Consider the following 24,899-nt stretch of genomic DNA (forward strand, 5'->3'; position numbering starts at 1 on the left):
ATAACCATTGGATAATTCCGTGCAAATGAAACATTTATCAACTTGGTTGTGATTTATTTCACTATATCTGAAAACGGATTCAGTTACAATAAAGACAGTAAATCAGGGGTAACAGGAGGCTGGTTCAGATGGCAACACACGCTTATTATGTTCCGCCCGTGAACTTGATGGGCAGAGGGTGTTTATACGAAGCAGGCAAGATGATTGAGAAAATGGGTATTCGCAAAGCGCTTGTTGTAAGTGATCGTCGATTGATCTCTTCCGGCGTTGCTGAACACGTGCTGTCTGTACTAAGAAAATCAGGGTTAGACTATGTGATATATGATGAGGTTCAGCCCAATCCAACCTGTCAAAATGTACATGACGGACTTCAGGTATTTCAGGACCATGGCTGTGACGCTATTATATCGATAGGCGGAGGTTCACCTCAGGATGCTGCCAAAGCGATTGGCATTGTAGCAACCAACGGTGGACATATCCGTGATTATGAAGGCTTGCATCAATCGAAACACAAGTCCGTGCCGCTTGTTGCCATTAACACAACGGCTGGCACGTCGAGTGAGGTGACCATGAACTACGTGATTACAGATGAGGAACGCAAGGTGAAAATGGTGATGGTGGATCGAAACAGTCTCGTTGACCTGTCGGTGAATGACCCGGAACTAATGCTGAGCAAGCCGGCCAGTCTTACTGCCGCCACGGGCATGGATGCATTGACTCATGCGGTGGAAGCCATGGTGACGCCTGGAGGGTTCACCGTGACGAGTGCAACAGCGGCGGCTGCCGTTGAGCTGATCTTTGAATATTTACCAAGAGCCGTCAGGGACGGCAGTGATCTGGAAGCAAGAGAGCATATGACGTATGCGTGTTTTCTTGGCGGGATTGCTTTTAACAATGCAGGTCTGGGTTATGTTCATGCGATGGCCCATCAACTTGGTGGCGTCTATGATCTGCCGCATGGGGTATGTAACGCGATGTTGCTCCCTTATGTAGAAGAATTGAATGCAAAACATGTGCCGGGTAAATTCCGTCATATTGCCAAAGCCATCGGTATGGATGTAAAGGGTAGAAGTGATGAGGAATGTTCAGATTACGTTATTGAGGCCATAAGACAGCTTTCCAAGGAGGTAGGCATTCCTGAGAAGCTGTCTGAATTGGGTGTGAAAGACCCGGATGTTGAACTGCTGGCGGATAACGCCATGAAAGATGCCTGTGCACCGGGAAATCCGTATCAACCTTCCAGGGATGAAGTCATGGAGCTGTTCCGCAAAATCATATAAAGTTAAGAACAAAGAGAAAGCCAGAAAGTATTCTGGCTTTTTTGTGTTGCACCTGCTTCTTAGCCTTATGAATACAGATTCATTTCCATCATTGGATAAAATAGTTTTATCTCGCACTGGTCATTATTTTTTGTTTGACAGAGGGGGTGCTTTAATCCATAATCAATCCATACTAAACACATAAGTTTTATTGGAAGGGGAGAGTCAGTCATGTCACAGTTTAAATTATCAACCAGAAAGTCATTATGGGTAGGAGCGTTAGCCGTTCTATTATTGGTAATTGTTAGCGGTTGCTCCGGATCGACCAATGATCCCGCTCCCAATGCAGCAGCCCAGCCAGGCACGAGCCAAGGTACGGATGAAAATTCAAAGACGGACGAGACTGCAACAGGGGGGACTTTTGTATATGGTCGGCCGGCTTCCGTAACCTCGTTTGATTTGCATAATCAGATTACATCGAACAACGCTTTCGCCATTGATAAAGTATTTGAATCTCTGGTTGCTTTTGATAGCAAAGGCGAGATTGTGGATTGGCTTGCCAAGTCGCATAACATCAGTGATGACGGTCTGACGTATACGTTTGTGCTGCGTGATGGCTTGAAGTTCTCCAACGGCACAGATGTTACGGCAGAGGATGCCGTATTTTCGCTGGAGCGGCATTTGAAGGTTGGTGGCCCATTGGCAATATCCGCGAAGGTGGATACGATCAAAGCCAAAGATAACCACACACTGGTAATTACACTTAAAGAGCCGTATACGCCGTTTATTTCTGAGCTGTCCAACTTCTCGAACGGTATTATTCCGAACAATTTTGGCGGAGTTACCGAGGAAGAATTTTTCAAGAAACCGGTAGGTACAGGACCGTTTGTAGTTGAGCAGTGGGACCCTGCAGGCGATGTGACCTTTACGAAGAACACTCACTACTGGCAAGAAGGAAAGCCATCGGTTGATAAGCTTGTTTACAAGCTGATAGAAGATGACAGCCAAGCAATCAATCAATTGAAAGCAGGAGAAGTGGATGCGATTGAGTCGCTTGCCCTGCAAAATGCCGATGAAATAAAAAATGGTGCAGATACATCTGTTGCAACCAACGGCAGCTGGGTGACAGAGCAATTGTTCTTTAATACGCTGGATAAGCATTTTTCCGATGTGCATGTTCGTCGGGCATTGGCTCTGGCACTTGATCGTGACGGTCTGACCAAAGCGCTTACCTTTGGTTATGCACAGACCGCTAATTCATTGCTGCCAACAACGATTCCTTACAATTCGAATGATACGCTCAAGGCACTGAATTTTGATGTAAATGCAGCCAAAGCGGAACTGGCCAAATCGGCCTTCCCTGATGGATTTACTACAAAACTGCTTGTAGCTTCAGGCAACAGCACCAGAGCGCAAGAAGCGCAAATCATTCAGGCAGCGGGTAAACAAATTGGCATTAACATCGAGATTGAATCGATTGAACTCGCTACCTTCCGTGAACGATTCTTTGCTTATGATTTCGCAGCGATGCTGAACAGTGGGCAAGCCGATTCTCCGGAAGCGAACTCAATCATTGCGTTCCAGACTGACCCTGATGGTTTCAGTAAATCTTACTGGACGCATTACACCAATGATGAAGTAACCAAGCTTTTGTATAAAGGCCAACAAACACCGGACGGCGATGTCCGTGCCGAAATATACTCCAAACTGCTTCAAACGCTTGCCGATGAAGTGCCTTACATTCCGCTGTATTATCCGGATATTCTGATTGGCGTTCGTTCTTCAGTAGATGGCATTGTTGTTTTGCCTAACGGCAGTGTGCGTTTTGAAGACGTTCGTATTCAGAAATGAAGAAGTTCTGGTTGATCAGTACGGTGGGAAGGGCGTTGGCAGTGATCCTTTGTGTGATGACAGCAGTCTTTTTTCTCATCAGAATGGTTCCAGGAGATCCTGCCAAAATGATTCTTGGCGAGTACAGCACCCCCGAGGCCGTTGAGAGCATGCACCATGCTCTCGGGCTGGATCTGCCTCTGGGGGAACAATTCATACGGTTTGTGAAGACACTGTTCACTAAGGGGGATACCGGCAACTCCATTATTAACGGAACTTCCACTAGAGAATTGATTGCTGATCGTGCACCCGTTACCTTGCTGCTCATTGCCATGGCATGTGTATTGGCAATTGTCATTGCACTTGTGCTTGCTACACTGGCTGCTACACACAAGGATAAGCTGCTGGATCATTTGATACGTATTTTTCCTACGGTAACGCTAGGTATGCCAATCTTCTGGGTTGGCATCCTTTTGATTCTGCTGCTGAGTGTTCATCTTCACTGGTTTCCCGTTGGTGGAGCTGGTGAAGGGTGGTGGGGCACCTTGTACAGTTTGACACTTCCCGCCATTACCGTAGCTTTTTCACAGATTCCAACATTGGTTCGTTCATTAAGAGCCCAGATGCTTGAAGTGCTGGAATCTGATTTTGTAGTTACATTGAAGGCTGCGAGATTACCGAGCCGGGTCATTCTATTCAAACATGTCCTGCGCAATGCGGCGCTTCCGACGCTGATCCTTCTTGGCGTTAATATCTCTTATCTCATTGGCGGCACATTGGTCGTTGAACAGGTATTTGGTATCAAGGGAATTGGCAGTCTTTTGTTTAGTTCCATTTCCAAACGGGATTTCCCGGTCATTCAAGGCATAGCCCTTTACTGTGCTGTATCTGTCGTGATCATCAGTCTCCTGATAGAGCTTCTGTCCAGGTGGCTTGATCCCAGAACGAAAGGAAAACCATGAAAACGATACGAATTGAACCTCAGTTATATGAAGACAGCCAAAACACCAGCCTCATGAACCGCATATTGAAAACTCCTACCCTGCTAGTGGGAAGTGTGATGTTTGCCGTGCTGATCATCTTGGCTGTAATCATACCGTGGGTGAGTCCTTATGACCCTTCGGAGCAAAATTTGAGTGCCTTTTTGCAACCTCCGTCTGCTGAACATTGGTTGGGCACAGACCAACTGGGACGTGATTTGTTCACTAGACTGATTTATGCCGCGCGAACCGATTTGAGCATTATGGTGCTGGCGGAAATTGTACCCTTTTGCTTGGGTGTATTTCTAGGGATGCTCGCAGGGTATTACGGAAAATGGATTGATAAGATCATATCGTTGATTACGGATACATTTATCGCTTTCCCTTTTTATCTAATTGTCATTATTGTGGCTTTTGCCAGCGGAGCAGGTGAGCGGGGGATTTATATTACGTTTATGCTCGTTGGCTGGATTGTCTTTGCCCGTGTTGTCAGAGGGCTGAGTGCATCGTACCGCAAGCAGGAATGGATCGCATCCGCACAGACGTTAGGCTTGCCGGGAATACGAATTATCCTTCGTCATCTCCTGCCTAATGTATTGCCTCAGGCGATCGTTGTCCTCATGACGGATATGGTGGGGCTGCTGGTGGCGATTGTTACGCTTGGATACCTGGGCATTGGCATCGCACCACCGACCCCGGATTGGGGCACGATGATCTCGGATGGACAATCCTTTATCACGACAGCCTGGTGGCTCTCGGCAGTTCCGGGATTTGCAGTCGTTTACACGGGAATTGCTTTGTCGCTTGTCGGTGATGGATTGGCCGATGTATGGAGGAAAAAATAATGTCCACTGAACCGATTCTTGAAGTCAAGGCGCTATCTCTGTCAACCAAGTCAAATCAAACATTAGTTCAAGATGTACATTTCTCGCTCGGCAGAGGGGAGAGCCTGGGGTTAGTAGGTGAATCCGGCTCTGGTAAATCACTAACTCTTCGTTCGATTCTGGGACTGTTACCAAGTGGTGTGGAGCAGACGGGCGGAACCATTCGGAGTGACGTGAACAGCGCCATGGTGTTTCAAGACCCGAGAGGTGCGCTCGATCCGCTCTGTCCCGTTGTCAAACAGCTGGCGGAAGTTGTTTATTACAGGCAAAAGTTAAGCAGGAAGGCCTCTAGGGTAGCAGCGCTAGAATTACTTGAACTGTTGGGGCTCCCCGACTCGTTGAAGCGTGAGGACCGATACCCTAGCCAGCTGTCAGGTGGGCAGTGTCAGCGGGTAGTCATTGCACTGGCCCTGGCGTGCAAGCCAGGCATTCTGCTCTGTGATGAGCCAACAACGGCGCTGGACGTTACTGTGCAGCGTCAAATTATGGAGACGATCCAGCGTTTGCAGCGGGAACTGGGATTCGCCATGGTCTTTGTAACACATAATCTGGCGATTGCAGCGACGCTGTGCTCGAAGCTGTGCGTGATGAAGCAGGGGCGGATTGTGGAGCACGGGGATTCTCTTGGCCTTTTGCAAAACCCGCGAGATTCTTACACCCAGATGCTCATTAACTCGGTGCTTCCTTTACCGAAGCTTGAAGGGAGCGAATAATGATGGAACTAGCTTTGCAAGTTCAGAATGTAACGGTTCAATATGGTGACTTCACTGCGCTGGACAACATCACACTAAATCTTCAGAGGCATACCACGCTTGGTCTTGTTGGTGAGTCCGGTTCGGGCAAATCGACCCTTGCAAGGGTTATTGCCGGGTTAATTACGCCGGATGAGGGGCAGGTTTTGTTGGGGGATCAGCAATTAAAGAAGAGGAGAAGTCGTGAGCAGTATAAAAGCATACAGATGATCTTCCAAAATCCGGATGCTTCACTGAATCCCAAACATTCCATTCGGCAGATTCTTGCTGAAGCGTTGTTGTTTCATCGCATTGTAGACCGTTCACAGGTGGAGAAAAGATCCAGAGAGCTCCTGGCCCGTGTTCAGTTGGAAAGCAGGGCACTGGACAAGTATCCGCATGAATTTTCCGGCGGTCAGCGCCAACGGATCGCCATTGCACGTGCTTTAAGCGTAGAGCCGAGTCTGCTGATTGCGGATGAGCCTACGAGTGCACTCGATGTTTCCGTGCAGCGGAGTGTGCTCGATCTGTTCAATTCACTTAAGAGAGAACTTAATCTTACGTTACTGTTCATTTCCCATGATCTCGGAGTTATCCATGCTATCAGTGATACGGTAGCAGTCATGCGGCAGGGTAAGCTGGTGGAGATTAGTCCCAAAGATCAATTCTTCACACGGCCAGAAATGGCCTACAGCCGAGAGCTGCTGTCTGCAGTTCCAAAGATGCCGAAATCAAGTTCTTTAGGAGGTTTATATGAGCCAACAATATAAAGGAAACATACCCCTTACCCTGTCGGAATACGATACGCTTACGCAATTGCTCTCCAGGCTTTTGAATACAAAGTATCCTCCGGTGATCATCCCGGGTGAGGCTATCTTGGGGATAGAGGCCGTGGCAGCTGGAATATCTGCACCGGGGCGTACGATTGTCAATGTCGTAACAGGGCCTTATGGCAGTTTGTTTGGTCAGTGGCTTGAACGCGGAGGGGCAACGGTTATTGAAGTCAAAGTTCCTTTTGATGAAGTTGTACCTGTGGAGAAGGTTACTGCTGCGATTGAAAAGTATCAACCGTCCGCTTTATCCTTTGTTCAAGCAGAGGTGGTTACAGGCGGGTCGAATCCAGCAGAAGAAATTATAAAGATTGCGCGTGCCCATAACCTGATTACAGTGAGCGACTCTGTCTCAGCGATTGGGGGAGAGCCTCTGCTGGTCGATGAATGGGGTGTTGATTTTGTAGCGGTGGGTGCACAAAAAGCCCTAGCCGGGCCTAACGGCATCAGCGCAGTAAGCATTTCGCCGCGTGGATGGGAATTTCTCGAATCCAATGCACATGCACCGCGCAACTCCATCCTGTCTTTGCTTGATCTGAAGCCACCCGGCGATGGAGCTGCACCCGTCCGCGTTCCTCCCAACATTCCAACGCTGGAAGCCAGAGCACTGATTTTGGCTTTGACAGCTATTGAGTCTGAAGGATTGGAGCAGGTGATCAAGCGTCATGAACAGGCTGCGTTATCTGCTATAGCGGGAATTCAGGCTCTGGGTCTGGAGCCTTGGCAAAAAGATAACAGAACATATTCGACACTGACTACGACGGTTCGAATTGCAGGGGAGGAGAAGTTGCTTATCGATCAGCCGATCGGCATCGTTGCTCCGGGGGATGGAGAACTTTTTGGTCAGCTTCTGCGAATTAATCATTTTGGAGTTAATGCTTCCTTAGCAGGTGTGGAGGAAGCTGTTGCGACTATTGCGGCATTATTGAATCAGGACCATGAGCAAGCAGTCCAGGCTGTTCGTCTCGTTTGGGGGGGATGAATATGACCCAGGTAAAATCGGAGGAACAAAGCTTCAAACATATCTTTATAGCAGGCATTGAAGGCAAACGGTTCGATATCTCGATCCAGGATGGCCGGTTTGCATCTGTTACAGAATCCGTGCCGCAGAATGATGACTCATCGCTTCGGGTTACAGATTTATGGATAAGTCCCGGAGTTATTGATCTTCATACACATCTGGCCTGGACAGACTTTGACCATGCGGATCAATTGAAACGGGACAGCCACGAGGTTGAAGTGATGCAGGCGCAAGCTTTTGCAGCTACCCTTCGGACGGGAGTAACTACGGCTCGTGATGCAGGCGGATTGTTACCAAGCATCGCGAGGCATCTCGCTCAGCACTATCAACACCCCTTAAGAGTTGAAACCAGCAGTGAAATGCTGGGAGCGGCAGATGCCCGTGGTGTAAAGTATCTGGAGCAACGGTTGAACGGAATTTTTGATACAGGAGCAGGATGGGTTAAAATCATGGCGACAGGTGGACTGGGAGCCCCTACGGAACAAGTGCTCGATCCTGTATTTTCGGAGGAAGAGTTCGCGTTTATCGTTCGCTATGCCCATGCCCACCATAAAAAGGTGCTGGTTCATACCTGGGGTGGGGTAACGATTGACTGGTCTATTCAGGCCGGAGTGGAATCTGTGGAGCATGGCATGTTCTTATCGGAGGATCAGGCCGGCAGACTTGCGCAGTCCCGAACGGCCTTTGTGCCCACCACATCGATATATCGTATTGCTGCAGATCCAAAAGGTGTGCTGGCGCTGCCTACTGTTATCAGTGATCGTGCCGCGCGCGCTGCTGAAGCGCATTCTACAGCCATCGGATATGCCAAAAGAGCAGGAGTCCGTTTCGGTTTCGGTACCGATTACGCCACACCTTCACTGCACGGCTATAACCTGCAAGAGTTGGATACGTTGATCAATTATGGCTTGACCCGGGCAGAGGCGTGGCAATCTGCGACGACCAATGCTGCTGAGATTTTGGGGCGTGGCAACGAATTGGGACAGATTGCAGAAGGTTATATTGCGGATGCTATTATTTTCAATGCCGATCCGTATCAAACGAAAAATGCAGATCAGCTGCGAGAGAGCATAGAGTCCGTAATTATTGGAGCGCAGAAACCATGAAATTGGTTTTTGCGTTTTTTTCTTTACTCGTGAGGGCAGTGAGCGTTATGTTTTTTCGAAGTAGCAGGCTGTCTGGCGAATGTTGAGCGATAATTAAATCCCCAAAACTTTTCCAAAAGGATTTTCAAGACCCATCAGCGAATACAATATTTAATAACAGCGGCATAAAGGAAGGAGCGATATCCACTTAAACTTTTGTCGAAGTTTTCCAGCAAGATTCCTCAGCCCGTTTCGTGTTTAATGTTATATAGGAGAAGTGTATTGCATTTTACACGGGGTACACCTTAATTTTTACATCCACCTATCACCTCTACACAACAAGTACAGGCAATTCTGCATGTATTATCTACTTTCAGACATCACAAAGAACGACGTTTGGCTGCAATTTTAATGCAACACAGTCTGTACAGCATGCTCCTAATCATGACAAAAGTGTCCACACAACAGCATATCGGATTATGGGCTCTGAAATGAATTAGAACGAATGCACATGGAGGAGGCTGTAATGATGGCAAAAAAAGAAGTTGTAGCGATGCTGCTCGCTGGAGGGCAAGGCAAAAGATTAAAGGGATTGACCAAATCACTGGCCAAGCCTGCTGTTTATTTTGGCGGAACCTACCGCATCATTGATTTTCCTCTAAGTAATTGCTCCAATTCTGGCATTGACACAGTTGGTGTGTTAACCCAGTATGAACCTCTGGTGCTGCACTCCTATATCGGCATTGGCAGTGATTGGGATCTGGACCGCAAAAATGGCGGGGTATATGTACTTCCTCCTCATGAACGTGAAGACGGCAGTAACTGGTACCGCGGTACAGCGGATGCCATCTACCGTAACCTGAATTTTATCGAACAATTCGATCCTGAACATGTGCTCATCTTGTCAGGGGATCATATCTATAAAATGGATTACGAGAAAATGCTTCAATACCATAAAGAAAAGGATGCAGATTGCACCATATCGGTCATTGATGTCTCATTGGAAGAAGCCAGCCGGTTCGGGGTGCTGAACACCCACGATGACTATAGCATCTATGAATTCGAAGAAAAACCTCCTGAACCCAAGAGCACGCTTGCTTCCATGGGTATCTATCTCTTCAAGTGGGATGTACTGAAACGCTTCCTGATCCAGGACGAACAGCAGGCATCCACCTCCTATGATTTTGGCAAAGACATCATTCCCTTGCTGCTTGAAAATGAAAAATCACTATACGCTTATCCGTTTGAAGGGTATTGGAAAGACGTTGGTACCATTCGCAGTCTGTGGGAATCCAATATGGACCTGTTGGACGAAGACACACCGTTTAATCTTAATGATCCGGACTGGCGTATTTTCACACGTAATCCGAACCAACCTGCACAATACATCTCGCCATCAGCGAAGGTGCGGAATTGCATCATTAGTGAAGGCAGTGTGGTACATGGTGAGGTTAAACACTCGGTGTTGTTCTACGGTATTGAGGTGGGAGAGAACAGTTCCGTAACCGATTCAGTGATCATGCCAAAAGTGAAGATCGGTCAAAATGTACGTATTCACAAAGCCATTATTGCCGAAGGATTGGTGATCCCGGATGGAGTACATCTGTCGCCCGCCCCTGAGGATGAAAGTGATATATTACTGGTCGATCAGGAAGAACTGGAACGTCAGCTTCTCGAGGGAATGACAAGTAAAGCCTAATCTAAACCTAAAGGACGGTGCATGCGATGAAACCATTGATCGGAGTTATTAACCTTGACCATGAGCTTGAGGAATTGAAGGAATTGACGTACTTTCGCTGTGGAGCCGCGGTGCCTTATGCCGGGCGTTACCGTCTGATTGATTTTGTATTATCCAATATGATGAATGCTGGCATTGAGAGTATCGGTGTTTTTGTTCGTCGCAAGTACCGTTCACTCATGGATCATCTGGGAGACGGTAAGCCGTGGGATCTGGATCGCAAGCATGGCGGTATGTTTATTTTACCACCGGACTGGAACGATCCAACCGATACGTCACAAGGGGATTTGCAGCATTTTCACAATAATCTCGATTTCTTCCGCCGGGGTTCAGGGCAATATGTAGTCCACGCAGGTAGTCGGCACGTAACCAAAGCAGATCTGCAGGATGTATACAGGTACCATATAAGCAAAGGCGCGGATGTAACGCTGGTCTGCAAAAAAGTGGATCAACTGCTGCCTGAGCATGACGCCTGTGTCAAAGTTGAAGATGACGGGAACGGTAATGTGGTGGACATTCACCAAAGCACCGATCACCCGAATATATATACAGAAATTTTCATTATGGAAAAAGAACTTTTCCTGCGCCAGGTGCAGCGCTGCATCGCTCATGGGGAAAGCCATTTCTTCCGTGATGTGATTCAGAAAAACCCGGATGGCTTGAACATTGCGGCGTATGCCTATGATGGCTATCACGCCGTGATCAATTCGATCGATAGCTATTACCGCAACAGTCTGGAATTGTTGAATAGCGGACTGTATGAGCAGCTGTTCAAGGAACAGCCTGTTCAAACCAAGATTAAATACGAGGCTCCGGCTAAATACCTGGACACTGCCGAGGTGAAACATTCCTTGCTCGCGAACGGCTGCATTGTGGGTGGAGAAGTGGAAGACAGCATCCTGTTCCGTGGGGTGCATGTGGCGAAAGGGGCCAAAATTAAAGGCTCCATTATTATGCAAAAATGCTACATCGGAGAAGGCGCCGTTCTGGAGAACGTCATTCTCGACAAAGATGTAAAGCTAAGCGGCGGCCAGACGCTGATCGGCGACCCGTCGAACCCGTATATTCTGGCGAAGAGTACTATTATCTAATACCAACACTTAACCGATATCATCTATAAATATATATAAAATAAAAATCCTGTAGGATGGATTTAAGGTTCATGAGCGAAAGTTGAAATGCAACTTCGATTGTGCTTGCCAACGTGCAAACGTAGTGGAGGGAACGAAATCGATTCTGAAGAAGCGCAGCGTTCGCCTTTATCACTGTATTTTCACATCTGAATAATAGAATAAAGAAAATACAGGGATAACAGCGATCGAAAGAACGATTCGTACCCGTAACGGCCACTTTGCAGAACATTGAGCACTTGAGTGTATGAACCGCCACCATCCTACAGGATTTCACCGGGAGGAACCTTCTTTTGTTTGACAACAAGGAAACGTTCAAGAGTATTTTTAGACGCAATCTGGTCAGCAAATTGGGCAAACCATTAGCAGAAGCAACGCAGGAGGATGTCTATCACGTACTTGGAAGCATGATTCGCGAATACGCGGGTCAGGATTGGGCGGCGTCGAATCAGGGGTTTAAGCAGCGCCAGGATAAACAGGTCTATTACTTCTCGCTGGAATTCCTGATTGGACGTCTGCTCGGCAACAACCTGTTAAATGTGAATGAATTGGAACTCGTTCGTGACAGTCTGGCTGAATTGGGCTTCTCTTTGGAAGAAGTGGAAGAACAGGAGGCGGACGCAGGGCTCGGCAACGGAGGTCTGGGAAGACTCGCAGCCTGTTTTCTGGATTCACTGGCTTCCCTCGGTTATGCAGGACATGGATGCGGAATCCGATATAAATATGGCTTGTTTGAGCAGAAAATTATTAACGGCAATCAGGTGGAGCTACCCGATAATTGGCTCGAGAAGGGCAATGAATGGGAAGTGCGCCGTCCGGACAAAAAGGTGGAAGTGCAGTTCTGGGGCCGTGTGGAAGCCTATGAACAGGATGGACATTATCAATTTGTCACGAAAGATGCCGAATCCGTTGTAGCTGTACCATATGATGTGCCTGTGATTGCTTATGGCCAGCCCCATGTAAATACCTTGCGATTGTGGAGTGCGGAGCCCAAACGGGAGACATCGCTCGATACCCCTTCGAACTATTACGGATATCTGGATTACAGCCGTTCGGTAGAATCGATCTCGGAGTTTTTGTATCCGGATGATTCCCAATACGAGGGCAAGCTGCTTCGTCTGAAGCAGCAATATTTCATGTGTTCCGCAGGCGTACAGAGTGCTTTGCGTACATTTAACAAGCTTGAGCTTTCGTATGATCGATTGCCGGATAAAGTGGCGTTCCATATTAATGATACGCATCCAACACTCGTGATTCCCGAACTGATGCGTATTCTGATCGATGTCAAAGGTTATGGATGGGATGAAGCGTGGGATATCACGACCCGCACCGTATCGTACACCAACCATACAACGCTAAGTGAGGCGCTTGAAAAGTGGCCTGTGGCCATGATCAGCAAGCTGCTGCCACGCATTTACATGATTATTGAAGAGATCAACAAACGTTTCTGCGGCATGCTGCTCGAACGGTATCCCGGAGACCCGGATCGTATTCAGCATCTGGCGATTGTGGCGAACGATCAGGTGCGGATGGCTCATCTGGCGATTGTGGGCAGTCATAGCGTCAACGGTGTCGCGGCATTGCATACCGAAATATTGAAGGAACGGGAGATGGCTCCGTTCTATGCACTCTATCCGGAGCGCTTCAATAACAAAACCAATGGCATTACCCATCGCCGCTGGCTGATGCATGCCAATCCGAAGTTGTCGACTCTGATCACCGATACGATTGGAAGTGAGTGGATTAGGGAGCCAGGCAGACTGAATGAGCTGGTAGGCGTTGCAGACGATGCTTCATTCCAGCAGCACTTCCATTCCATTAAACGTAATAATAAGGAGCGACTGGCCGCGTACATCCTGGATCATACCGGAAGGGCTGTCAATCCGGATTCCATCTTTGATGTACAGGTGAAAAGGCTGCATGGGTACAAACGGCAGCTGCTGAACATTCTGCATGTTATGCATTTGTATAACCGTCTCAAGAGCGATGCTTCGTTTGATATCGTGCCACGTACGTTCATTTTTGGAGCAAAGGCAGCGCCGAGTTATTATTTTGCCAAAAAAATTATCAAGTTGATTAACACGGTGGCAGATACAGTCAACCGCGATGCGGCCGTGAAAGATCGCCTGCAGGTATTTTTCCTGGAAAACTATTCAGTCTCTCTTGCAGAGAAAATCATCCCAGCCGCAGACGTCAGCGAACAGATTTCAACCGCAGGCAAGGAAGCCTCCGGTACGGGGAACATGAAGTTCATGATGAACGGAGCATTAACCATTGGTACCATGGACGGCGCAAATGTCGAGATGGCGGAGCAGGTCGGTCAAGACAATATGTTTATCTTTGGTCTGAGTGCAGACGAAGTGCTTGAATATTACCGCTCTGGCAGTTATCGGCCGAGTGAGATTGTGCAGCAGGATGAACGGATTCGCGAGGTTGTGGAGCAGCTGGTGCATCCGGGAGCGTTCTGTGAGCGTGATGGTGAATTCTGGGATATCTATGATTCCTTGCTGGCCCATGGTGACGAGTACTTTGTGTTACGTGACTTTGCTGCCTATGCCGATGCACATGCTGCCATTGATTCGGCCTACCGCGATGTATCGGGCTGGACACGCAAGGCGGTGCTGAATGCCGCTCACTCTGGCATTTTCTCCAGTGATCGCACCATCAGTGAATATGCGACGGACATCTGGGGTATTCATCCGGTATCCGGACACTGGAAAGGTTAAATAATTATGGTTTAACAATGAAATAATCCCCTTGTACACTAGATTGATCTCTGTCGGGTTCATATACCTTCATCAGAGATCGCTCCTTGTTGCACAAGGGGATTTTGGTATGTTGAGAGTTGTAACAGAATAGTCTGATTCAGAATTGTATGGAAGTCCACGCCTGAGCAGCTGGACATGAAGATGGATATCCCTTTAAAATAGACCATACCGCTCTCCACGGAAAAAAGGTCGGAGGATATGAGAAAATGAACGAACGTTCGTGGCTTCACACCAGGTGGATGCTCACAATCGTCGCATGTATGGCATGGTTATATGTGTTGATTATGGGTAACTTGCTCTTTGTCAGCGAGAGAACGCCTGGCGTGAATTATCAATATAATCTGGTACCATTAGAAACTATCAAGCCCCTGCTTTTTGAAAAGAACAGATACTCCACGGAAGCCTGGGTGAAAAACCTGTTTGGGAATATTGTCTTGTTCATCCCGCTTGGGATATGGATTCCCTGGTTATTCCGCAGGTGCCGGAGGTTTTTACCATTTACAGGAATTGTCATCTTACTTTTGTTTGCTGTTGAGATTACACAATTGATTACCCGTGTGGGTTCGTTTGATGTCGATGACATTATTTTGAATACGGTGGGTGCCTGGATTGGATACGTAGGATTTGCCTTAATCATATACCCACAGAGAAGGACTCGAAAATGAACTGCGAATAGCGGTCAATGATCGGGTCTTTTGGTGTTCATGGATCTTTTCTGTTTATAAGAGGCACATTTCGGATAAAACATACTAACGGGTTATATAGTAAAGAGTGATGAAAGCGAGGTGGTCTATATCGTTTGGTGGAAAGAGAGTGTGGTGTACCAGATCTATCCCAACAGCTTCAAAGATTCGGATGGAGACGGTCAGGGTGACTTGCAGGGGATATATGACAAGCTCGATTATTTGACTGATCTGGGTGTGGATGTCATTTGGATCTGTCCTATTTACGATTCACCTGGTCATGATAACGGATATGATATCCGAGATTATTACTCCATTTTGCGCAAATATGGGACGATGGAGGATTTTGACCGTTTGCTGGCGGAAGCACACAAGCGTGGTCTCAAGATCATGATGGATCTGGTGCTGAATCATACGTCGGATGAACATGCGTGGTTTGCCGAGTCACGTTCATCGAAAGTGAATCCGAAACGGGATTATTATATTTGGCGTTCAGGTAAAAATGGTCAGGTTCCAAACAACTGGGAGTCCTACTTTGGGGGTTCTGTGTGGAAGCATGATCCGGAGACGAATGAATATTATTTGCATCTTTATACGGAACACCAGCCTGACCTGAATTGGAACAATGCACAGATGGCAGAAGAGATGTATGAGATGGTGCATTGGTGGTTGGAAAAGGGGGTGGATGGTTTCCGTTTCGATGCGGTGGCGCATATCGCCAAGGCGGATGGGTTACCCAGCGCACATAATCCGGATAATCTGCCGGTTGTTCCTGCGTATCAGCTTTTTTCCAACCTCGAGCAGGTCCATTCGATTCTGAACAAACTTAACGACATGATCCTGAAGCCTTATGGTCCAATGACTGTTGGAGAGACTTCCGGGCTTGGACCGGAACAGGCGCTGGCCTATGTTGGGACAGATCGGAATGAGCTCAATATGGTATTCCAGTTTGAGCATATGTTTGTGGACGCTCAATCATCCGGAATCGGCAAATGGAACTATCGGGAGTGGAAGCTGCCCGAGCTGAAAGAAATTATGAGCAACTGGCAAACCGTGCTGCATGACAGAGGCTGGAATGCCAATTACATGGGCAATCATGACCAGCCGCGTCCGGTATCCCGTTTCGGTGATGATGGAAAGTACAGGGTGCGCTCTGCCCAGATGCTGGCTACGTGGATGCTCACTTTGGAGGGTACGCCTTATATTTATCAAGGGGAAGAGATCGGCATGACCAATGTTGCTTTTCCTGATATTGAGGATTATCGGGATATTGAGACAATGAATTATTATCGGCATCATATCGGTCAGGGGCGAGCGAAGCATGAAGTCATGCAAGCAATCTGGCGCAAGAGTCGTGATAATGCCCGTACACCGATGCAGTGGGATGATACGAAACATGCCGGATTTACCGATGGTGAGCCATGGATTCAGGTGAATGCGAATTATCCTGAGATTAATGTGGAGGATGCCGAACGTGATCCCCAGTCCATTTTGCATTATTACCGTAAACTGATCGCACTTCGCAAACAACATAAAGTACTCATCTATGGGGCATATGAGCTGCTTTTGCCGGATGATCCCGATATCTATGCCTATACCCGAACGCTGGATGATGAGCAGATGCTCGTTATTCTGAATTTCCGTGAACATGAGCCGGAGATGGAATGGCCTGAGGGATGGAATCAAGAAAATGCCAAGACGGTCATCAGCAATGTAAGCAGACGTTATTCCACCGATAAGGGAGCGATTCTTCTTCAGCCTTACGAAGCACGAGTTTACCGAATGCAGCGATGAGGCGTCATTTTGCTTTGGCGAAGAGTTTTGAATTATAATATAGGTTGAAAATCAAACCAAACGAACGCATATGTCAGGAGGATACCAAGTTGCTGAATATTACTTACCACGGACACTCCAGTGTACAACTGGGCACAGAAGAGAAGTCGTTAATCATTGATCCTTTCCTGCGTGGCAATGAACTTGCTGTCACCAAACCGGAAGACATCAAGACCGATGCCGTTTTACTGACACATGCACATATGGATCACATTTTGGATGCTGAACCGATCGCCAAGGCTAACAATGCCAAGGTGGTTGCGATTGTGGAACTGGCTACATATATGTCATGGAAAGGACTGGACACCCTTGGTATGAACATGGGTGGAACGGTGGATCTAGGCTTTGCGCAAGCCAAAATGATTCAGGCTTTCCATACGTCCGGAATTGTGCTGGAAGAGGAACAACGGATCATGTACGCAGGATTGCCTGCAGGATATATTATTAACATTGGTGGCAAAACCATTTTGCATGCCGGTGACACTAGCTTGTTCGGTGATATGAAAATGATTGGTGACCGTCATGATATCGACGTAGCACTACTGCCTATTGGTGGACATTTCACCATGGGACCGGAGGATGCTTTGCAAGCCGCTGAATGGTTCAATGCGAAGCTGACGATTCCGGTGCATTATGATACGTTCCCCGTGATTCGTCAGGATGCCGAGAAGTTTGTGGAGCAGCTTGCTTCCAAAGGTCTGGAAGGCCGTGTGCTGGCACCGGGACAATCCCTAACCCTGTAATGCTCTATTAATCACTGTTCAATCATAAAAGCAATACAAAGCTAAAGACGAATATCACGTCAACATAACTGACGTGATATTCGTCTTTTTTCGGTTTTAAGTTCAATTTAGTACGCCATAGTTGGTCCGCATGACAAAAACCTTGAAATCCCATTGTTGAAGTTCTGCTGCAATGTTATAAAAAATTACACGGAAACCAAACGGAAATCCGAATTGACCGAAAAACAGGGGGAGCGTTCATGTCATTTGTGAAATCATTGTTTTTTCAAATCATTGTAGCGGTTATCATCGGGATTGGTGTAGGCATTCTGTGGCCTGATCTGGGCAGTCTGCTGCAGCCGCTCGGAACAGGTTTTATCAAGCTGATCAAAATGATCATTGCTCCATTAATCTTTATGGTGATCGTGACAGGCATAGCCAAAATCGGTGATCTGAAATCAGTTGGACGGATTGGGTTCAAAGCCATTCTATGGTTCGAAATCGCAACGACGGTTGCTCTGGTCCTTGGACTCGGCACAGCCAACCTGCTTCGTCCGGGTGCAAGCATGAACGTGGACCCCTCGACCCTTGATGCAAGTGGGATCGAAGCCAAAACCAATGGCTCTGAACTGCCGCATGTCGTCGACTTTATCATGAACATTATTCCAACAAGTATTGTAGATGCCTTTGCACAAAATGCATTGCTGCAAGTGCTGCTCGTTGCCTGTTTGTTCGGGACAGCCTTGGCAGCATCGGAAAGTAAGGCGAAGGAGAATGTGCTGATGCTGATTGAAAATGTATTGGGCATCTTGTTCCGCATTATTGGGTACATTATGAAACTGGCACCCATCGGAGCCTTCGGAGCCATGGCGTACACCGTTGGAGCGTATGGGGCATCTACACTTTCCTCTTTCGGTTTGCTGATTATTGCCTGTTACGGAGCAGCATTACTGTTTCTGGTGATGCTTGCACTGGCTGGCTGGTGGATTACAGGGCTGAACTTTTTGCAATTTGTAAAATATACACGTTCCGAAGTGATGCTGGCGATTGGCACAGGTTCCTCGGAAGTTGTTATGCCCCGCATGATGGACAAGTTGACCAAAGCAGGCTGTGATCGTGCTGTCGTCGGTCTCGTGGTTCCAACAGGGTACTCGTTCAATCTGGACGGAGCCTCGATCTACCTGTCGCTGGCGACCGTTTTTCTGGCTCAAGCGGTTGGCATTGATCTGACACTTGGACAAGAGATTACGATTTTACTGGTATTAATGCTTAGCTCCAAAGGTATGGCGGGTGTACCTGGCTCCGCATTCCTAGCTTTGTCTGCTACAGCAGCGGCCCTGAATGCATTCCCGGTAGCAGCTGTTGCCTTACTGCTCGGTGCGGATCGCTTCATGGATACGATGCGAGTATTTACGAATTTGATGGGCAACTGTGTTGCGGCATTTGTAGTTGCGAAATGGGAAGGGCTGTTGGACCAAAAACGCATGCGGGCTGTGCTTTCCGGGGAGATTAGTGCCGAAGAGCTGGAGAGAGAAGAACAAGCGTCCTTGTCCTCGGTGAAGTTGAACAAAAGGGAACAGGGGAAAGGAATGGTTTCGACGGACATGTTGTAAGAAACAGGAAGTGAACGAGCTTCGTATGAATTTTTAACTCATCATTTCTATACATTTAAACCGTCTGTTTATCCTCATGAAATCATGGGGGAACAGACGGTTTTTTTCGTTTCAGATACAGATATCATGGTGTTTACGAACGTAAGCAGCAAAATAATTGTTACAGAGGAATCATTAATGGGGAATGTGTAGAAGAGGAAAAAGATAGCATATTGAAGTTTCAACTTGTATATACATGTTTAGTTATGTAATATATAAATGAAGTTAGGCCAAGAGAACCACATAAGCAATACAATTTATTGGAGGCGTTAACATGAGTTCAACCAACACAACTTCATCATCGTGGTGGAAGACTTCCACGGTGTATCAGGTATATCCCAAGAGTTTCAACGATACAACTGGATCGGGTACCGGAGACATTCGGGGATTGACCGAAAAGCTGGATTACTTGCAGCACCTCGGTATTGATATCGTGTGGCTGCAGCCCGTATATGTCTCACCACAGCATGATAACGGTTACGATGTGGCGGACTATTATCGGATTAATCCGGATTTTGGTACGACGGAGGATTTTGACGAACTGCTTAAAGGTCTGAAGGCACGTGACATGAAGCTGATGATTGATATCGTGGTGAATCACTCTTCTACGGATCATGAGTGGTTCCAGCAATCGCGTTCTTCCAAGGATAATCCGTATCGCGATTATTATATTTGGAAGGACCCTGCTCCGGACGGCGGTGTGCCGAATAACTGGCAATCCAAGTTCGGCGGACCTGCATGGCAGTATGATGAGCAGACAGGACAATATTTCCTGACGTTGTTTGACAAAACACAGGCTGATTTGAATTGGGAGAACGAGCAGGTACGCCAGGAAGTACGAGACATGATCAAGTTCTGGGCAGAGAAGGGTGTAGATGGTTTCCGTATGGACGTCATCAATCTGATCTCCAAGGACCAGCGTTTCCCCGACGATGATGGTAGCGTTTCCCCAGGCGACGGACGCAAGTTCTACACCGATGGACCGCGTGTGCATGAGTACATTACAGAGATGTATGAAGAGGTGTTTGGTCCACACAATATGGTAACGGTTGGGGAGATGTCCTCCACTACACTGGAGCACTGTATCAAATATTCGAACCCTGCTTCCCGGGAATTCTCCATGACGTTTAACTTCCACCATCTGAAAGTGGATTATCCGAATGGACAGAAGTGGGAACTGATGCCTTACGATTTTGAAGCGATGAAACAACTCTTTAGTGAGTGGCAGACAGGTATGCAGGCAGGTGGCGGATGGAATGCGTTGTTCCTGAACAACCATGATCAACCGCGGGCGTTGTCTCGTTTCGCTGATGATGGCGATTATCGTGCGGAGAGTGCCAAAATGCTTGCTACGACCATTCATGGCATGCAGGGAACACCTTACGTATACCAGGGTGAAGAGATCGGGATGCCGAATCCGGTCTGGAACGACGTTAGCGAGTTCCGTGATATTGAATCGACCAATATGTACCGACTGCTTCAGGAAGAACGGGGCAAATCCGCCGAGGAAGCATTCCAAATTGTGAAAGAGCGTTCCCGGGACAATTCCCGGACACCGATGCAATGGGATGGAAGCGAGAATGCCGGATTTACAACAGGTACACCGTGGATCAAAGTGGATGAACGATATCCGTCGATTCATGTGGCTCAGCAGATGGCTGACCCGAATTCAATCTATTATCATTATCGCAAGCTGATTGCTCTGCGCAAACAGGTTCGTGTGCTGACCGACGGTCTGTATGAACGTTTGGACGATGCACATCCGGATGTATTCGCCTACGCCCGGACCAATGGAAGCGAAACGTTGCTTGTCGTGTCCAACTTTAGCAAGCGGGACGTAACTTTTGCTTTCTCGGAGGCCGTCTGGAATGACCACATTGCGGGTAAATCCGCAGAGCTGCTGATTGGCAATACGGAGGTATCGCCTGCAGTCGAGCAAGTAATCTCCCTGAGCCCGTATTCATCCTATATGTGGCTTGTACCGCAACAGGACTAATTCACATTATATAAATGGGAAGTGACAATATGGCAATGGATAAAAAACAGGTTGAGGAGATCGTACGCGCGGTCGGCGGCAAAGAAAATATTGAAGCTGCAACGCATTGTGTCACACGCCTCCGGTTCGCCCTGTACGACGAAAGTAAAGTAGATACAGCAAGTCTGGAACAGAACGATCTGGTCAAAGGCCAGTTCTCCTCTCAAGGACAATTCCAGGTAGTTATCGGACCTGGGCTTGTGGATAAAGTGTATGATGAAATGATTCAGATTACCGGAGGCGAACGCGCTTCCAAGGATGACGTGAAGGCCGTTGCGGGTAAAAAGCAGAACCCGATCCAGCGTGCGATCAAAACGCTATCGGACATCTTCATCCCGATCCTGCCAGCCATCATCACGGCCGGTCTCTTGCTCGGTATTAATAACATTCTGACAGGACCAGGCATATTCTTTGATGGAAAATCATTGGTGGATGTATATCCGGCATGGAAGGACCTCGCATCTATTATTAATACCATCGCGAGCACAGCCTTTACCTTCCTGCCTGCGTTAATTGGTTGGTCCGCGGTAACAAGGTTCGGCGGCAGTCCGTTGCTCGGGATTGTCCTTGGTCTGATCCTAGTACATCCCGATCTGCTGAGTGCTTATGGCTACGCCAATGCAGTCAACGAAGGCACCGTGCCTACGTGGAATCTGTTCGGCTGGCATATTGAGAAGATCGGTTATCAGGGGCAGGTTCTGCCGGTATTGGTATCAGCCTATCTGCTTGCCAAGCTGGAGATTTTCCTGAACAAAAGGGTGCATGATTCGATCAAATTGCTGGTTGTTGCACCTGTCACTTTATTGATTACCGGCTTCCTGGCATTTACAATCATTGGTCCGGTTACGTTTGCCATTGCGAATGGAATTACATCCGGCTTGATCTATATATACGATTCGTACGCGGCTCTGGGCGGTCTGATCTACGGTGGACTGTACGCATTGCTCGTTATTACAGGAATGCACCACACGTTCCTGGCGGTAGACGTACAGTTGATTGGTAGCCAGGGCGGAACGTTCCTGTGGCCGATGCTGGCACTGTCCAATATCGCGCAAGGTTCTGCCGCACTTGCCATGATGCTTGTGCTTCGTGAGAAGAAAATGAGAGGACTTGCGGCAACTTCATCCGTCTCGGCCTTCCTCGGGGTAACCGAGCCGGCGATCTTCGGGGTGAATATCCGTTATCGTTATCCGTTTATCTTCGGGATGGTCGGTTCTGCGATCGGCGGTGTACTGCTCACGATAAATAATGTTCAGGCCACCTCTATCGGTGTAGGTGGGGTACCTGGATTCCTGTCCATTTTCCCGAACAAATGGGGAGTATTCTTCATCGGTATGGCGATTGTACTGGTTGTTCCGTTTGTACTGACTGTTATTTTCGGAAGAGCGAAGTTGAGAAAAGAAGACCGCAACGCAGATCAAGCTACTGTAGCTGGTGGTCAAACGCCTACAGCGAAATCAGCTTCTGGCACAACTACAACAAATGCAGTTGCAGAGCCACGCACACGCAGTGCTGCTCAGGTGGCGTATGAGCCTGTGAATACACTGGAAATCATGGCACCATTAACGGGTACAGCTGTTCCACTGGAGCAAGTACCTGATCCGGCATTTGCAGAGAAACAAATGGGTGAAGGGGTTGCCATTGAACCTTCTGGCAATCAGGTCGTTGCCCCGTTTGACGCTCAGGTTGCCCATGTCATCAAGAGCAAACACGCTGTCATTCTTGAGCACGCGAGTGGATTGCAGATTCTGATTCATGTCGGGATCAATACGGTATCACTCAAAGGCGAAGGTTTTAACATGCACGTTGAAGCTGGAGAGAAGGTAAGAGCCGGGCAAACGTTGCTTGAATTCGACCGTAAAGTGATTGAAGCTGCGGGCTATCCGCTCATTACGCCAATCATTATTCCGGACGGTCAGGACATGGTTGATCGAGTGGAGGTCACTACTGGTGATGTAACATCCAACCAGAACGGTGTGCTTAAGATTCATTTGAAAGGCTAAATTGACGAACAAATGGGGAGCTGCGATATTCGCAGCTTCTTTTTTCATCCTGATACCGAGATCAAGCTGAACGCATGCCAATTTGTGTAGGGTGACCTTGATGCAGCTCGTTTTTTTTTATTTATATCGTGGTAAACTGTATCTAGAATGTATGTGGCAAAGTCTCATGTTCACAGCGATCGGAAAGCATGTTCATCAGGACTATGCATGTTCACGTTGAGAAGTTCATATGGTTCAAAGAGAGTGGCTAGTCAATGGACGGAGGAGGAGAGCCATGACTCGTGTTGCGGTAATGGTCATTCATGGTCTGGGTATGCAAAAGGAAAATTATGCGGATACACTGATTTCGCGTTTGCATAAGGAATTGGATCAGGTTATGGTGTTGCCGGGAGCAGCCAAACAGATGCTGGATATTGAGCCCGTATTTTGGGCTGACGTATTTGAGGATCGGGAAGAGGCGCTGTTTCAGCAGCTTGTCAGCTCTCAGGGATTGAACTATCAAGTGCTGCGTCGATTTGTTATACATTATCTGGCTGATGCCGTCGCGTATCAACCTGTGGAAAATCAAGGGCATAACTATGATGCGGTACATTATACGCTGAATCGGGCGATGCACGCACTTGCACAGCGGAATGGGCCAGAAGCTCCACTCTGTATCATTGCACATAGTTTGGGCGCGGTGATTGCAAGTAATTTTTTCTATGATCTGCAATATCCGTCTAGTCGCACACCTTCCATCGTGGATGTTACTTCCGCATTGGAACGGGGTGATACCTTAACGAACTTTTATTCCTTTGGAACGACGTTACCATTATGGAGCTTACGTTACAATGATTTTAGCCGACCGATTCAGGTTCCTTCACCGTTGGCAGGGCAGTACTTTCCTGGGCTGGAAGGGGAATGGATTAATTTCTATGATCGGGATGATATTCTGGGTTACCCGCTGCGACCTATTGATCCGGCCTATGAGGCAGCGGTCAACGAAGACGTGGAAATTAACTCTGGCGGTGTAATCGGGAGCTGGAATCCGTTGAGTCATGGCGGATATTTCTCGAATGGAGCTATGAATCGCAGAATTGCACAAGGTTTGGCGCGAACGTGGACGTGGGTGAATCGTGGATCAGGTTAAATACGGGAAATGGAAGGAGGACGATAATTATGGAATGCAGGACAGGCTGTGCCGCATGCTGTATTGCAATTTCGATCTCATCGCCGATACCCGGAATGGCTGACGGTAAGCCGGCAGGTGTGCGCTGTGTGCAGCTGACGGAGGACAATCGCTGCGGAATCTTTGGTCAGAAAGAGCGCCCTGCTGTATGCAGCGGATTGCAGGCTTCGGAAGAGATGTGTGGCAGCACGGATCAGGAGGCATTTGAACGATTGAGCTGGCTGGAGCAGGAAACTGCACCGAGTTCAGCGTGACAGAGTTGTTTTAAGGGAAAAGGATAATTATACTTAATATGGAAGGGGTTTGAGATAAGAAAGGGGTATGGGATGAATGGAACTTGCCAAACGGTTTGTAATGATCGTTGTGAATATGATTGGAGAACTGTGGATGGGATTCTACAGGCGAAACTCAGACTTCTATGACAAGCAGACATCAGGGGCAAAAAGCAAACTTGGCTATTATGCATTTATTATTGGGACGGCAGTTGTAACCGTAGGCATTGTAAGCTGGATGTATAGTCGGGTTTATTCATAACTTGAGTATACAC

20 protein-coding genes are annotated in these 24,899 nt (G+C 47.7%); all 20 read left to right on the top strand.

What is annotated here, in order from left to right:
• Positions 1 to 128 precede the first annotated feature (128 nt).
• Entirely contained in the window at positions 129 to 1,280 is a 1,152-nt protein-coding gene (locus BMY78_RS08585; RefSeq protein ID WP_090896734.1) for an iron-containing alcohol dehydrogenase, read from the top strand.
• A 210-nt stretch (positions 1,281 to 1,490) separates the two neighbouring features.
• The gene (locus BMY78_RS08590) at positions 1,491 to 3,110 is read left to right on the top strand and encodes an ABC transporter substrate-binding protein (protein WP_090896736.1); all 1,620 of its coding nucleotides are present in this window, start codon (positions 1,491 to 1,493) and stop codon (positions 3,108 to 3,110) included.
• Positions 3,107 to 4,051 carry an ABC transporter permease gene (locus tag BMY78_RS08595; protein ID WP_256222012.1) on the top strand — a complete coding sequence of 315 codons (945 nt, stop codon included), beginning with the start codon at positions 3,107 to 3,109 and terminating at the stop codon, positions 4,049 to 4,051. The genes BMY78_RS08590 and BMY78_RS08595 overlap by 4 nt, the downstream gene beginning before the upstream one ends.
• Entirely contained in the window at positions 4,048 to 4,914 is an 867-nt protein-coding gene (locus BMY78_RS08600; protein ID WP_090896741.1) for an ABC transporter permease, read from the top strand. Before BMY78_RS08595 ends, BMY78_RS08600 begins: the two co-directional genes overlap by 4 nt.
• The gene (locus BMY78_RS08605) at positions 4,914 to 5,666 is read left to right on the top strand and encodes an ATP-binding cassette domain-containing protein (RefSeq protein WP_090896744.1); all 753 of its coding nucleotides are present in this window, start codon (positions 4,914 to 4,916) and stop codon (positions 5,664 to 5,666) included. Before BMY78_RS08600 ends, BMY78_RS08605 begins: the two co-directional genes overlap by 1 nt.
• Positions 5,666 to 6,454: an ABC transporter ATP-binding protein gene (locus BMY78_RS08610; RefSeq protein WP_256222013.1), complete on the top strand. Its 789-nt coding sequence runs from the start codon at positions 5,666 to 5,668 to the stop codon at positions 6,452 to 6,454. The genes BMY78_RS08605 and BMY78_RS08610 overlap by 1 nt, the downstream gene beginning before the upstream one ends.
• Positions 6,438 to 7,496 (top strand): pyridoxal-phosphate-dependent aminotransferase family protein, encoded by a 1,059-nt coding sequence (locus BMY78_RS08615; protein WP_090896752.1) that lies wholly within the window; start codon positions 6,438 to 6,440, stop codon positions 7,494 to 7,496. The genes BMY78_RS08610 and BMY78_RS08615 overlap by 17 nt, the downstream gene beginning before the upstream one ends.
• A gap of 2 nt (positions 7,497 to 7,498) precedes the next feature.
• The gene (locus tag BMY78_RS08620) at positions 7,499 to 8,641 is read left to right on the top strand and encodes an amidohydrolase family protein (RefSeq protein WP_090896755.1); all 1,143 of its coding nucleotides are present in this window, start codon (positions 7,499 to 7,501) and stop codon (positions 8,639 to 8,641) included.
• A 508-nt stretch (positions 8,642 to 9,149) separates the two neighbouring features.
• Positions 9,150 to 10,319: a glucose-1-phosphate adenylyltransferase gene (locus BMY78_RS08625; protein ID WP_090896758.1), complete on the top strand. Its 1,170-nt coding sequence runs from the start codon at positions 9,150 to 9,152 to the stop codon at positions 10,317 to 10,319.
• 26 nt (positions 10,320 to 10,345) lie between these two features.
• Positions 10,346 to 11,449 carry a glucose-1-phosphate adenylyltransferase subunit GlgD gene (gene glgD, locus BMY78_RS08630; protein WP_090896761.1) on the top strand — a complete coding sequence of 368 codons (1,104 nt, stop codon included), beginning with the start codon at positions 10,346 to 10,348 and terminating at the stop codon, positions 11,447 to 11,449.
• 332 nt (positions 11,450 to 11,781) lie between these two features.
• A complete protein-coding gene (locus BMY78_RS08635; protein WP_090896764.1) occupies positions 11,782 to 14,214 on the top strand; it encodes a glycogen/starch/alpha-glucan phosphorylase in 2,433 nt (810 codons plus the stop codon).
• Positions 14,215 to 14,462: 248 nt separating this feature from the next.
• Positions 14,463 to 14,921: a VanZ family protein gene (locus tag BMY78_RS08640; RefSeq protein ID WP_090896767.1), complete on the top strand. Its 459-nt coding sequence runs from the start codon at positions 14,463 to 14,465 to the stop codon at positions 14,919 to 14,921.
• A 120-nt stretch (positions 14,922 to 15,041) separates the two neighbouring features.
• A complete protein-coding gene (locus BMY78_RS08645) occupies positions 15,042 to 16,733 on the top strand; it encodes a glycoside hydrolase family 13 protein (RefSeq protein WP_090896770.1) in 1,692 nt (563 codons plus the stop codon).
• Between the two features lie 89 nt (positions 16,734 to 16,822).
• A complete protein-coding gene (locus BMY78_RS08650; protein ID WP_063563389.1) occupies positions 16,823 to 17,515 on the top strand; it encodes a metal-dependent hydrolase in 693 nt (230 codons plus the stop codon).
• Positions 17,516 to 17,754: 239 nt separating this feature from the next.
• The gene (dctA, locus tag BMY78_RS08655; RefSeq protein WP_090896773.1) at positions 17,755 to 19,107 is read left to right on the top strand and encodes a C4-dicarboxylate transporter DctA; all 1,353 of its coding nucleotides are present in this window, start codon (positions 17,755 to 17,757) and stop codon (positions 19,105 to 19,107) included.
• Between the two features lie 313 nt (positions 19,108 to 19,420).
• Positions 19,421 to 21,142 (top strand): alpha,alpha-phosphotrehalase, encoded by a 1,722-nt coding sequence (gene treC, locus BMY78_RS08660; protein ID WP_090896777.1) that lies wholly within the window; start codon positions 19,421 to 19,423, stop codon positions 21,140 to 21,142.
• 29 nt (positions 21,143 to 21,171) lie between these two features.
• A complete protein-coding gene (gene treP, locus BMY78_RS08665; RefSeq protein ID WP_090896780.1) occupies positions 21,172 to 23,184 on the top strand; it encodes a PTS system trehalose-specific EIIBC component in 2,013 nt (670 codons plus the stop codon).
• Positions 23,185 to 23,458: 274 nt separating this feature from the next.
• Positions 23,459 to 24,313, top strand: a complete 855-nt coding sequence (locus BMY78_RS08670; protein ID WP_090896785.1) for a chemotaxis protein — start codon at positions 23,459 to 23,461, stop codon at positions 24,311 to 24,313.
• Positions 24,314 to 24,342: 29 nt separating this feature from the next.
• Positions 24,343 to 24,606 (top strand): YkgJ family cysteine cluster protein, encoded by a 264-nt coding sequence (locus tag BMY78_RS08675; protein WP_024631858.1) that lies wholly within the window; start codon positions 24,343 to 24,345, stop codon positions 24,604 to 24,606.
• Positions 24,607 to 24,682: 76 nt separating this feature from the next.
• A complete protein-coding gene (locus BMY78_RS08680; protein WP_090896787.1) occupies positions 24,683 to 24,886 on the top strand; it encodes a hypothetical protein in 204 nt (67 codons plus the stop codon).
• Positions 24,887 to 24,899: the final 13 nt, after the last annotated feature.

The organism is Paenibacillus sp. OK076 (assembly GCF_900110055.1).
GTDB lineage: Bacteria > Bacillota > Bacilli > Paenibacillales > Paenibacillaceae > Paenibacillus.